The sequence below is a fragment of the Paenibacillus taichungensis genome, from assembly GCF_003287275.1.
GTDB classification, from domain to species: Bacteria; Bacillota; Bacilli; order Paenibacillales; family Paenibacillaceae; genus Paenibacillus; species Paenibacillus taichungensis_A.
This window is the reverse complement of sequence record NZ_QEVW01000006.1, coordinates 214,876-226,302: the sequence shown is the minus strand read 5'-3', so window position 1 is coordinate 226,302 and position 11,427 is coordinate 214,876. Positions and strand designations below refer to the sequence as shown.

Here is an 11,427-nt window from a genome sequence, read left to right as displayed (position 1 = left end):
AAATTTTCCCATTCTAGATGGGATTCAAAAAAATCTGGGGATAACAGCGATCCGAAGTTGTTCTGTCACCGCAGTGGTCAAGTGTAAACGACATAAGATTTACATGCGCTTTTTGCGACCCACAATGATCCATGCCCCGCCCATTATCAGCACAATCGCCACGAACGGTTGGACAAAGGACAGACTGTTAAGCATCGTGCCAATCGACATGACGGAGAAGAACAACAAGGAAATCACCGTCAGAATGTTGATCGGAATCAGCAACCATTTGTTACGGCCACCAAACCAATACAGTTCAAACAGACCTACGGCTACCGCAAGAATAAAGCCAGGCCACATGGTGCTCCAGTTACCGAAGAGCATGGCGATCTGGCTGACAATACCTGCCGTAAGCAAGATGCCCCCGGGAACCAGCAATCCGACCCCTCGTCCAATCATGGAGAAGTAGAGCCAGTGGAAGAATAGCCCCAGTGGAATCACAAAGAGGGTGGGCCAGAACGTGGCGAAGATTGTACCCGGACCGAGTGAACCTCCCTGGTTCAAAATCAGGTACACGCCGAGCAAAATAAGCACAGGCGCAAGAATGGTGCGTTTAGCCATGATATCTCTCCTTTTCAATACAAGATCAATTCCCGAACGGTCATGGAGTATGTTTTCTCGTTATTCACAGCATACCATGAACCGCAAAAGGGGTTCCTCGGTCTTTGGAGTTAAACTGAACCTAGACTAAAGTCTAGGTTCAAAACATGCAATCCATATTTCCCTTTAGAAGGATTGGATTCGGAATTATTCAGCCACGGGCTGCATGGGTTGTTTGAGACTCGAACGGTATTGCCCGGGCGTCTGTCCGGTCCACTTCTTGAAGGCATTCTGAAACGCGCTTTGCTCCGAAAAATGCAAGGCATAGGCAATATCCCCTACCGAATAGGTACCTTTCTGCAAATATCGCATGGCCAGTAACTTACGTACCTGAACGGATATCTCATGATACGTTGTATCTTCTTCACGCAACCGGCTCTGAAGTGTGCGAATGCTCACGCCCAGATGCTCTGCGGTGTGTTGTAATGTGGGAAAGAAGGTTGGAAGGCTATCAGTCATCCACCGGCTTACTTTGCTGGAGAACGGTTGAGACGAATGAAGCTCGTCTTTGCTTTCCTGAGCCATGGTTTCAAAGACCTTCAGCATTCTTGCATCCGAATATAATACGGGCTGATCCAGAATATCCTTGTGCATTCGCAGGAGCGTACGGGTATCCCCGAATCTCGGCTTTATTCCGAACATGTCAACATAAGGAGATAGATCGTTTGAAGTCTCGGGGGCCTGGTGACCGAATCGCACCTCCTTTAACTCCACCCGGCGATTCGCCAGTTTGCTGATCAAATACACCATCGAGACAGCCATATCTTCCACACAATGACGGGACATCTGCTTCTCCGAATGCTGCAAGGACAATTGAAGGATCAGATCCGTTCCGTCTACTTTCCAATCCAGATTAAATCCACTATATAGAATGATGTTATATCGTTGATAAGCAGCGAGGGCATCTCCAATCGTCTTGGAATGCATCATGACGTAACCGGGGAGGCCAAGGTCCGCAAAGTCCAGCAGTTGTCCCTGGTTCAATCCAAAATACAGATCATCCGAGTATCTGGCAGCATACTGCATAATCCGTTCCAACTCTTCAACTGGAATACGTGCTTCCGGATTTTTCATGATAGCAGGATCTAAGCCTGCGTACTCGAAAAACGCTTCAGATTCATACCCTTTGTTCACCAGCGTCTTCATAATTGGATACAACATGGAAATGGACACACCGTGATTATGGTTGTTCATGCTACCCCCTTTTGCGCGAATCAGCAATGTTTCGGCGTCGTTGATCATTTGTTTATGTATGCGTTCATTCTATGCTTGTGATATGCCAGCTTCTTCGGCCTTCATGAACATTATTATACAGGAGGAACAGATGTATGAAATCTAATATTCTGGTGATTAACGGTCATCCTGATCCGCAAAGTTACTGCAAAGCATTAACAGAAGCCTATGTAAAAGGAGCCCGACAATCGGGCAGTTCTGTGGAGCTGATCGACCTGAGCCATATTCAGTTTAATCCGAATCTTCAGTACGGGTACCGGCAGCGGACGGAATTGGAACCTGATTTGGTGAGAGCTCAGGAATTGATCCGATGGGCGGACCATCTGGTGTTTGTATATCCGACGTGGTGGGGAGTGATGCCTGCAATTTTGAAAGGGTTTATTGATCGGGTATTTTTGCCCGGATTCGCGATGAAAGATCGGGAGGACTCGCCCCTATGGGACAAATTGCTGAAAGGAAGGTCTGCCCACATCATTGTGACCATGGACACACCACGCTGGTACAATCGATTCATTTACAGACATGCAGGGCATCGGGTCATGAAATCCAATATTCTCAAATTCTGCGGGGTCTCCCCGGTACGTATAACCGAGATTAGTCCAATCAAAGGCTCCACTGAGGCGTTCCGCCTGAAATGGCTGGATAAATTGATGGAGATGGGCATGAAGCAAAGTGCCAGAACTAAACCCCATGCTGGTCAGTCAGCGAATCCCAACCAACAAGTTTAGCCCAGCCTTTAGTAGCCATGTAGTTATATTAGCTATGTCACGTTGCTTTGCTATGTGAAGAAGCCCACTCCGCGAAGAGTAGGCTTCTTTTAACTTTTATAAAAGGGGGCATACCTTTATTTCACCACATCAGAATGCTTCTTGCTCCAGCTGTTCACGCCATCATCTTCGATAATCGATATTGCCGCATCGGCGATGTCGGGATCTGTCATTAACTTTTCCTGGATACGGAACTTGATATCATCGGCATCGGCAAGGCTCAAGCCTTTGGTCAGTTCGATGAGACCCTCAACGTGGTAATAACGACCTTCCTGAATAATGCGCATCATCTGGATATCTGCAACATGAGAGTCTGCCAGAATGGTCTGGGATACTTTATCCTCAACATCCTGTGGAGCCGCTACACCAATCAGTCCGATCATATTGTCATAACCTACACGGAAAGCGACAGCGATCATCAGGCATCCAATAATGGTCGTCACGATTCCATCGAGCAATGCAAAATTGGTCAGTGCAATGACGACGACAGAGATCAGTGCGAGTGTCGCACCGAGTACCGCTACAATATCTTCGTAAAATACAAGGCGTGTTGGCGGTGCGGCGCGTCCTACATTTTTGATCGCAGCAGGGAACAGGGCGAGGCCTGATGCTTTGGGCGCGCGTGCTTCGTGTAGAATTTCTTTCATCGCTTTAATCAAAATGGCTCCATCGATCACAATGTTAAGCACCAGCACGCCGATGTTAATCCAGATACCACCGGAATGAGCAGCCGGATGCAGTAACAGATGAATCCCTTCATGTATCGTTTCATACGCCATGATGGTAACAACGATAACGGCAATCATACAGAAAATGTTGATGACCCGTCCGAATCCGGTCGGAAAGCGGCGTGTAGGTTTTTTCTCGGACAACACACTCCCGACAAAGACAAACCCTTGGTTGATGGCATCGGCCAAAGAGTGCATCGCCGAAGCGAACATGGCGCCACTGCCACTGAATAGAAAGGCTCCTCCTTTGCACAGTGCAAGTACGGCATTTCCTGCCATAGCTACGGCTGAGGATGTGTTCCCCTTTTTGACGAGAGACATTAAGCTCTCAGACTTTGGTTGTTCAGCCACTTCGAATGTTCCTCCCAGAAAGATGTGATAGGTGTAGAAAGAGTATTCCTTAATTACAGCTTGGTCATTTCCACTAAATGTTATTATAGCTTGCTTTACAACTCCCAGCATTATGCGAAAAAGGTCATATCACTACAAAAACCCGTGCGAGCTCGCACGAGTGTCTGGTTATTTTTATATAAGGTGTTATATCAACGGATCAATCAAATTTCCAGCATGACAGGCTCAGGTTGCCATACTGATAGGCTTTGAACAGGAGTGATGCCTGCTTGTTCTGATCTCCCGCACCCATGGCGAGCAGCAATGGTACAAAATGCTCTGGCGTAGGCACGGCTGCTTGAGCTGATGGTGCCAGCTTGTCATAGGCGAAGAGGGACTCTGTATCCCAGCTCACCAGCTTGTCTTGCAGCCAGTTGTCAAACGCCATGGCCCAAGGATCAACGCCTGCGCTTTCCCAGTTTAACTGACGCAGGTTGTGTACCGTTCCTCCACTGCCAATCACAAGAACGTCCTGCTCACGCAATGTAGCCAGCGCTTGGCCTACCTGATATTGCTGTTCATTGGACAGATATCGATTCACGGATAATGCAACGACCGGAATATCCGCATTTGGATATAGCAGACGAAGGACGACCCACGCACCGTGGTCCAGGCCACGAACGGAGTCACTTTCTACCGGAATACCAGCATTCGCGAACAGGCGCTGAATCTCCGCGGTTGTCTCTTCATGCCCTTGGGCAGGATATTTGATCTGATACAGCTCGGGCTGGAAGCCGCCAAAATCATAGATGGTCTCGTAATTGGCTACTGAAGAAACCAACTGAGTTGTGGATTCCCAGTGAGCTGAGAACAATACGATCGCTTTGGGCTTCGGCAGTTCCTGTCCAAGTTTTTGCAGAAACTCAGTGTATGCATTTTCCTCCAGTGCGAGTGATGGTGCACCGTGAGCGATAAACAGGGATGGCATCATTATGAATTCAGTCCTTTCGGTTCTTCGGCAGTCAGCTTGGCATCCGTCCGAAGCCATTGTTGAAATTGTTGATATAAGTCGGGGGTGACTTGGTGTCCACCGTGATATGGAATGTACGTAACGTTATTGGTCTGTTCACGGAAAAAGCTGGCGTTATCTTCACCAAGTTGCAGCGGGAAGAGATGATCCTGATCACCATGCGAAATAAATACAGATAACTCCGAGTTGGGCTGTATGTTGTATTCGCCCTTCACAAATTGCGGAATGTAACCACTCATGGCCACAATTCCCTTGATTGCATCTCCCATGATTAGCGAGAGCGTCATCGCCATAATAGCTCCCTGACTGAACCCGGCGATGTAACGCCGTGCGGGATCAATGGCATATTGAGCGGACAGGTCAACCATTAGCTGTTGCAGTCCCTTAACAGAGGCGTCGAACAACTCACGGACGGGATTGCCAATGCTTTTAATTTGAAAATAGGCGTAGCCACTACCCTGAACAATGGGCCCACGTACGGCGACGATAATAAAATCGGACTGAAGAGGCTCCAGTAAACGAAGCATATCCTGTTCATCTGAACCCATGCCATGCAGGGCAAAAATGACGGGGGATTGTTGTTCTGTATTGTAATTGGAAGGAAGCCGAACCTCGTAAGTCAATGAATAATTCAATGCAACCACCACCTGATATGAAATGAGTAATCAAAATAAAGTTCACTAATATGAAATTAATATTCTTATTAATGAACAAAATTTATCATGATTCCATTGTAGGGTCAATATTTTTTTTGTATTATGAAAATATGTTCCGTATAAGAAATCTATAATGATCTATAACGATGTAGCAGGCGGATCGCCAAAGTAAACCACATATTACTCCCAAGGACGTGATCATTATGCTTAAAGGAACCGTGCCCATTTTGAGGATATTTGATGAAGACAAGGCGAAAGAGTTCTACCTGGAATATCTGGGTTTTCAATTGGATTGGGAACATCGGTTTGAGCCAGATCTGCCGCTATATATGCAGGTATCTCTGGATTCCATTCAATTACACCTATCAGAACATCATGGCGATTGTACGCCTGGAGCGGCTTTACGAATAGAAACGGATGCGCTCGATGCCTTATGCGAGGTGCTTAATCGGAAAAAGTACAAGCATTCGAGACCCGGCATTACCGACACGCCGTGGAATCTAAGGGAATTGACAGTGATTGATCCGTTTGGTAACCGAATTGTTTTTTATGAACCTAACGTGGGATAAGATTATGTATTGAATATTCAAATCGGATATACAGAAGATCAAAGGAGGATGATTGCAGCATGGATATTGGTCTAGCCATTCGTACGATTCGCAAACAAAAACAGATCACCATCATGCAAATGTGCGAGGGTACGGGGCTATCCAAGGGGTTTATCAGCAACGTGGAAAATAATAAAACATCACCGTCCATCGCCACGCTCGAAAGTATCGCCGATTATCTGGAAGTGCCACTGCCATACTTGCTGCTGTCACCGGAGCAGCGGATGAATGTGGTGCGCAAGGATGAGCGCAAGGAGACGACTGCCGGAAGTGGGCAGATCAAAGTACAGCATCTAACGGCCAAGGGTGCCATGCGCATGTCCATTGTGGAGCTGCCAGCAGGTGCATCGACTGGAGTTAATAAACACGCCGGAGAAGAGAGTCATCTGGTTCTGCAAGGCCGAATTCGCGCAGAGCAGTGTGAGGATGTAGAGATTCTAGAGGCAGGGGATTCATTCAGCTGGAATGCCATCGTTCCCCACGAAGTAACCAATATTGGGGAGGAACCCGCGGTAGTACTGATCGCCGTGTCCAAGGAGTTGGATTTGGACCATTTGTGGAACGCATAAGCAGAGGATAGTGGAATGGAGAAGGAAAAGTAACGCTTCATTAATTATAAGGGTAGAGAATCCGCGTGATGAATCGTATTCGGACACGATGGCGGCGGCTGCTGAATATGTAAAAGGCCGCCCAGAGGTTTCTCTGGCGGCCAGATGGCGACGGAGTGCATCATTAGAAATGGTTGCTTCTATCATGCATAGTTCTTTATAAATGGTCTGACTACTCCTGCTTACTGTGGATTAGTTGTCCAGATGCCTGCGGCTTTAACAAATACACGGTCCGACAGTTTGAGCGTCGCCAAAGCCAGTTCAGCTACGTCTTCCGCTTGCATCATGCGGTCTTCGTCTCCAATTTTGAGTCCAGCATTGGTTGCCAGCTCCGTGTTCACTGTACTTGGTGTTAACGCAGTAACCCGGATATTGGATTTGCGCACTTCCTGCATCAGGGATTCGGTCATGCCGAGCAGCGCGAATTTGGAAGCGCAGTAAGCTGAGCCGGTAGCAAATCCACGCTCGCCTGCGGTGGAGGCGATGTTGATAATGCTGCCGCTGCTTTCCTTAATCATGCTTGGCAGTACAGCACGAGTTACGTAGTATGTACCCATCACATTAACATGCAGGATACGTTCCCACTCTTCCGGGTCCATGTCCAGCAGTGTGCCGAAGCTTGCAATGCCTGCATTGTTGATCAGAATGTCGACTGCACCAAGTTCCATCTCAATCGCAGCTACGGCTGCTTCAGCCTGAGTGCGATCGGAAATATCCGCAATGGCACTGGTTACTTTTACACCATATTCCTGGCTCAGCGACTGCTGGAGAGCCTCCAGATCGGAGGCCGTCCGAGCGATCAGTCCGAGATGTACACCTTCCTTGGCAAGTGCTTCAGCAATGGCACGGCCAATACCTTTACCGGCGCCAGTGATGACAGCCGTTTTATTTTTAAGTTCCATGTGGGTAACTCCTCCTTAGAATTGGACTAGCATTTAATTATACTATATTACCCACAGTTCGAATATTTGCTTCATCATGATTGTTTGATTTTGATACTGCCTGAAGTAGTGCGAGCTTTGATGACTTCGCGGCTTACCATGGGTGAATCAGGTATATTCACATCACCAGATGTGGCCTGTGCATCGTAAATGCCGTCAAAATCAGGTGCCGCCTGTATGGAAATATCTCCAGACTGTCCCGATACATCAATTGAACCGGAGACTTCTTGCTCGATCTTTACGCTGCCGGAAGTGAACTTAACATTTGCTGCACCGTTCAATTGTGTAATTTTGGTATCTCCCGACTGTACATTTCGGGTCACATCGCCATTAATGCCATTTAGCGTGAAACTGCCGGAAGTTTGTTTGACTTCCATATCTCCCGCAATTGCCGCGGCTTTGATGTCTCCTGAAGTCAGATCGAGTTGAATGGTTGGTACGGTAATGTCCTGAAGGTGAATGCTTCCAGACGTGTTGTTAAGGTCCAAGGTATTGGCATGCAGACCCTTCAGATCCAGATCACTGGAAGAAGAGACGATGTTAACTTCATCCAGCTGATGTCCTTCAGGGAGCGCAACCGTAATCGTTTGCTGCTGATTATTCCAATAAAGGATGAAAAATTGCAAACGCAAACGCTCTTCCTGGTTTAGCGTAAAGGTTCCATCCGTGATCGAGGCCTGTTCAAAACCTTTAATTACGGCTGGGTCCCACTTTCCGTCGACTTCAATGTAGCCATTGGAATCCGGACTGACAACAAACTCAATATCTGCGCTTAAGTTGGCATTCATCATGATATTGTGCAGCTCATCATTTTTAAATTCCCAACGTTTGGAGTAGGGTTCTCTTTTGTCTCCGAACTGAACTCCGTAAATGGAGGTTCCGAGCAAACCGATGCCGATACATAGTATGGCTAAAGCGATCCATTTTTTGGTGCTCATGATTAGACATCCCCTTTCATCGTCTTTTGATTCCATCTTATATACTGAAGAGTGATTGACTTAAAGGCTTTAAACACCGATTTTGTCGCAATGGCGAATAGAATGCCTACACCGAATACTCCAATCGACACGAACAATTCAGAATACTCGAAATGGCCAAGATATAAGAAATCCACAGCAGCAGCAACCGGGGCTAATACCAGCAGCGACAAACTGGCAATGGTTAGCCATACCGACCACAGAGTCAATCCTAGCGGAATGGCCAATATGATGTTTAGGAAAAAAAGTCCGATTGCCGTGAAGAAGTTGCGTGCAGCTCGATTTCCCTTCTTTTGCTGTGAACGCATTTCTTCGAATGTTGGCGCATAAAACGGATCAGATCCGGGCGTATGTGCATCATACCGGTCACCTAACGCTTCTTTGGCAATCTCGATCGGATGCCCCAATTCCCGTGCAATCTCTTCTTCCGGTCTTCCTTCTCTTAATCCCATCTCAAAATGCTGTTCATAATCAGCGAGCAATTCGGCCCGTTCCAGCGGGTCCATCGGTCTTAGATGAATCTCCATTGCCTGCATGAATTGTTGTCTATTCATTTGGGGTACCTTCCTCTATAAGATTTGCGACACTGCGCACAAAACTATTCCATTCATTCGTGAGAGTCTTCATATAATCGCGGCCGGTATCAGACAGTTTGTAGTACTTACGTGGAGGGCCTTCACTGGATTCCTGCAGATAAGTCGTACAATAGCCGTCATTGACCAATCTCCGCAAAAGGGGATACAGCGCACCTTCCGCCACCTCAATATGCTGGGATACAGCCTGAGCGAGTTCGTAGCCGTAACGATCCTGGCGGTTGATCAGCACGAGGACGCATAGTTCCAGCACCCCTTTTTTAAATTGAATATTAACATTCACTTGGGTTCCTCCTTGTTGCTCTATCCAATCACTAGTGTGTATTGTTCAGTAGTCGTGAGTTCATCATAGCATCCGGTACTGTTTAATGCAAGGTAGTGATTTTAAAATAGTTCCATATCACGATGTGCCGCTAAGTTGGACTAACTTCGTTTTCTCGCTAATTTATCTATAGATCAGCATACGCAAAACCCGAATCGGTTACTTCCGTCTGAAGACGGATTCCGATCCGGGTCTATGGGATGAAGGCATACAACGATGGGGTATCAGCTTAAGTTATTTATGTGCATCCAATACTGTAAGGTCTTTAACGGCAGGGCCTTCAATGACTTTTCCAGCGTAATTGAAGCGTGAGCCATGGCATGGGCAATCCCAGGAGCGTTCCCCAGCATTCCATTCCACTTCACATCCCAAATGGGTGCAGGTCGTATCCACGAGAAAAAGTTTGCCAGTCGGGTCCTTGTAGGCGCCGGCACGTTTGCCGTCATGGCGAACGACAGCCCCTTCATCGTTGCCGAGTTCTCCCGTGTTCTTGTGTATAATGCCAACTTTGCCAGAGATCAGTTCCGCGGCTACATTGACATTCTCTACAAGGAAGTTTTTCACACCTGGGTCTACCTTGAATCTTGCAGGATCGAATACAGCAGCGTAAGCGTTGTCGCGTCCGGTAATCCGGTCCGTAAGGATATGCCCAGCCATCGTTCCTGTGGTCATACCCCATTTGGCAAAGCCGGTAGCCACATAGACTCGTTCATGTCGTCCAGTAATTGGACCAATGTAAGGGACTTTATCGATGGAGATCAGATCCTGAGCTGACCAGCGGAAAGGGATGTTGCGAATGCCGAATGTATCGGCTGCATAACGCTCCAAATTTTCATAATGACCGACTGTGCAGATGCCCTGTCCGGTTTTGTGATTTTCCCCTCCAAAGAGGATGTGTTCCTTCCCTTTATGAATGACAGTACGCAGGGATCGATAGGGTTCATCGTCTGAGATATACATGCCACCGGTGAAAGGTTTCTGAGGTTCAACAACAACAGCGTAGGAACGTTCAGCGTGCAGCCGTGAAAAATAAAATCCGGGATCATAGACCGGAAAATGGGAGGCAACAACGACATGTTCGGCTGTAACGGATGGACCATTCTCATATGTCCGCACATGTAGCGAGGCATCCTCCTCTACATCGGTAACTGTTGTATGTTCGTAAATGCGTACACCTTGCTTGACTGCGGATTCCAGTAAGTAATGTAAGTAACTGAGCGGGTCAAAGCGAGCCTGTCCCGGCATCTTAATCCCTGCCCTGGACGGAACAGGGATGGGAAGGGGATCAACCCATTGACCAGGAATATTCAGCTTGCCATAGGCTGTCAGCTCAATCTCCAGCTTCTTGAGATTTTCCTCGGATGGAATGTAGACATAGGCATCTTCCTCAGCCCACTGGCAATCAATCTGTTTATCTTTTACCAGATCGCGCATCCACTTGGCAGCTGTTGCATTGCCTTCATAATACATGCGGGCCTGTTCTTCTCCAAAATGATGAAGCAATTCATCAAATATCACGCCATGCTGTGCCGATACCTTGGCTGTTGTGTGGCCTGTTGTGCCATCCAGCACTTTTCCTGCTTCAAGCACAACCACACGCATGCCCTTCTGGGCCAGCAAGTAGGCTGTTGTAATGCCTGCAATTCCTGCACCAATAATGGCTACATCGGCGGTTGTATCTTCTGTCAGTTTCGGATATTCATTGAATGTGTTTGTTGCTCTCCACAGAGACTCCGGAATGGAAGGCATACCTGTGGGGGGCTGCTCATGTTCACTCACTCCATTTTCCTCCTTCAATATTCTTCTTCATTAAGGACTATGTCTAGCTCAATAAGTACGTCAAATCTATACTCCTATCCATGATTACCATACTGTGCCAGAATAAAACGATTGTCCGCATACTTTCCTGAGGAAAGTTCACATTTTCCTGTGAGGCACCCCTGTTTTTTTTGCTAAACATGCTATATGATAGATTTATCGAAATCGTTTTAGTAA

Annotated in this window: 13 protein-coding genes; 3 read left to right on the top strand and 10 right to left on the bottom strand. The window is 47.3% G+C overall.

From position 1 onward, the window contains the following. Positions 1–99: 99 nt before the first annotated feature. Together DC345_RS10270 and DC345_RS10265 are read right to left on the bottom strand one after the other, a co-directional pair. The gene (locus DC345_RS10270) at positions 100–600 is read right to left on the bottom strand and encodes an NfeD family protein (protein ID WP_113053006.1); all 501 of its coding nucleotides are present in this window, start codon (positions 598–600) and stop codon (positions 100–102) included. A gap of 186 nt (positions 601–786) precedes the next feature. Next, entirely contained in the window at positions 787–1,833 is a 1,047-nt protein-coding gene (locus tag DC345_RS10265; RefSeq protein ID WP_113053005.1) for an AraC family transcriptional regulator, read from the bottom strand. Positions 1,834–1,967: 134 nt separating this feature from the next. On the opposite strand from DC345_RS10265, the gene DC345_RS10260 reads away from it, so the two are divergent. After that, positions 1,968–2,600: an NAD(P)H-dependent oxidoreductase gene (locus DC345_RS10260; RefSeq protein WP_113053004.1), complete on the top strand. Its 633-nt coding sequence runs from the start codon at positions 1,968–1,970 to the stop codon at positions 2,598–2,600. Between the two features lie 116 nt (positions 2,601–2,716). Here the strand turns inward: DC345_RS10260 and DC345_RS10255 are convergent, their stop codons facing one another. The 3 genes from DC345_RS10255 to DC345_RS10245 all read right to left on the bottom strand — a co-directional run bounded on the left by DC345_RS10255 (position 2,717) and on the right by DC345_RS10245 (position 5,362). Further along, positions 2,717–3,718, bottom strand: coding sequence for a cation diffusion facilitator family transporter (locus DC345_RS10255; protein ID WP_113053003.1), 1,002 nt, complete (start codon positions 3,716–3,718; stop codon positions 2,717–2,719). 199 nt (positions 3,719–3,917) lie between these two features. Further along, positions 3,918–4,688, bottom strand: a complete 771-nt coding sequence (locus DC345_RS10250; RefSeq protein ID WP_113053002.1) for a DODA-type extradiol aromatic ring-opening family dioxygenase — start codon at positions 4,686–4,688, stop codon at positions 3,918–3,920. Further along, complete coding sequence (locus DC345_RS10245) at positions 4,688–5,362, bottom strand: alpha/beta hydrolase (RefSeq protein ID WP_113053001.1); 675 nt, start codon at positions 5,360–5,362, stop codon at positions 4,688–4,690. The genes DC345_RS10250 and DC345_RS10245 overlap by 1 nt, the downstream gene beginning before the upstream one ends. Positions 5,363–5,586: 224 nt before the next feature. Here DC345_RS10245 and DC345_RS10240 point away from each other — a divergent pair, with 224 nt between their 5' ends. Both DC345_RS10240 and DC345_RS10235 read left to right on the top strand, forming a co-directional pair. After that, positions 5,587–5,952, top strand: coding sequence for a glyoxalase superfamily protein (locus DC345_RS10240; protein WP_113053000.1), 366 nt, complete (start codon positions 5,587–5,589; stop codon positions 5,950–5,952). Positions 5,953–6,011: 59 nt separating this feature from the next. Further along, positions 6,012–6,560, top strand: a complete 549-nt coding sequence (locus DC345_RS10235) for a helix-turn-helix domain-containing protein (RefSeq protein ID WP_064641803.1) — start codon at positions 6,012–6,014, stop codon at positions 6,558–6,560. A 221-nt stretch (positions 6,561–6,781) separates the two neighbouring features. On the opposite strand, the gene DC345_RS10230 is transcribed toward DC345_RS10235, so the two are convergent. From DC345_RS10230 to DC345_RS10210, 5 genes are all read right to left on the bottom strand, one after another. Beyond that, a complete protein-coding gene (locus DC345_RS10230) occupies positions 6,782–7,501 on the bottom strand; it encodes a 3-ketoacyl-ACP reductase (protein ID WP_064641804.1) in 720 nt (239 codons plus the stop codon). Positions 7,502–7,575: 74 nt separating this feature from the next. After that, a complete protein-coding gene (locus DC345_RS10225) occupies positions 7,576–8,478 on the bottom strand; it encodes a DUF4097 family beta strand repeat-containing protein (RefSeq protein WP_181586546.1) in 903 nt (300 codons plus the stop codon). Positions 8,479–8,480: 2 nt separating this feature from the next. Further along, positions 8,481–9,071 (bottom strand): HAAS signaling domain-containing protein, encoded by a 591-nt coding sequence (locus tag DC345_RS10220; protein ID WP_113052998.1) that lies wholly within the window; start codon positions 9,069–9,071, stop codon positions 8,481–8,483. Further along, the gene (locus DC345_RS10215) at positions 9,064–9,393 is read right to left on the bottom strand and encodes a PadR family transcriptional regulator (RefSeq protein WP_113052997.1); all 330 of its coding nucleotides are present in this window, start codon (positions 9,391–9,393) and stop codon (positions 9,064–9,066) included. Before DC345_RS10215 ends, DC345_RS10220 begins: the two co-directional genes overlap by 8 nt. 273 nt (positions 9,394–9,666) lie before the next feature. Next, positions 9,667–11,181, bottom strand: coding sequence for an FAD-dependent oxidoreductase (locus tag DC345_RS10210; RefSeq protein ID WP_113053340.1), 1,515 nt, complete (start codon positions 11,179–11,181; stop codon positions 9,667–9,669). Positions 11,182–11,427: the final 246 nt, after the last annotated feature.